Origin of the sequence: Streptomyces longwoodensis (assembly GCF_001514125.1) — a bacterium.
Classification (GTDB): domain Bacteria; phylum Actinomycetota; class Actinomycetes; order Streptomycetales; family Streptomycetaceae; genus Streptomyces; species Streptomyces longwoodensis.
This window is the reverse complement of sequence record NZ_KQ948556.1, coordinates 1-824: the sequence shown is the minus strand read 5'-3', so window position 1 is coordinate 824 and position 824 is coordinate 1. Positions and strand designations below refer to the sequence as shown.

The window sequence follows — 824 nt, the reverse complement described above, 5'->3', positions numbered from 1 at the left end:
ACGGCGATGAAGGAGACGGGCAAGGCGCTGGTGGCGTGGGACGAGTGGGGCAAGAACCCCGGCCGGGCGGCGGGCGCCGTCACGTTCAACGTCCTGACGACGGTGTTCACGGGTGGCGCGGGCGGTGCCGCGGCGGGTGCGGGCAAGGCCGGCGCGGTGGCGAAGGTGCTGTCGGTGGCGGGCAAGGCGGGCAAGGTCATCGATCCGATGACGTACATCGCCAAGGGTGCGGGTGCGGGCCTGTCGAAGATCGGGGACATCACCAAGGCGCTGAAGGGCGTCGGGAACATCGAGATCCCGAAGCTGCCGGAGACGGCGATCCACTTGCCGGAGGGCACGTCGGTGCTGCCGGACGGGACGGTGCACCTGCCGGAGGGCGCGGCGGTGCCGGCGGGGCTGCACGAGCTGCCCGGTGGCGGGTTCAAGGTGCCCGACGACGTGCCGGTGGTGCACGAGGACGCGTTGCCGGTGAAGGCGGAGGGCGGCGAGCCGACCCTGTACGCCGACGGCCACGGCAACATCGTGGACGGCCAGGGCAAGGTCCTGCTCGACGTGGACAAGCCCGGCACGCAGGACATCGTGGACCGCCCGGCGGGCCCGGACAGCACGGGCCCGGCGGGGGCGGACGTCCCGCACGTGGACTCCCCGGCGAAGGTCCCGGCGATGGCGGGCGCGGCCCCGCACACGGTCGACGCGGGCACGCACATCAGCCTGGGCGACAGCCTCGGGGACGTGGGCCGGGTCGGCGAGGACGTACCGGTGGCACCGGGGGTCCACGCGGGCGGCGACCTCCCCAACGTCCACGCGGGCGGAGACCTGCCGGG

At 74.3% G+C, this 824-nt stretch carries 1 pseudogene; it reads left to right on the top strand.

Annotation, left to right across the window (positions count from 1 at the left end):
• Positions 1-824: pseudogene (locus AQJ30_RS39445) on the top strand (hypothetical protein); the annotation flags it as partial.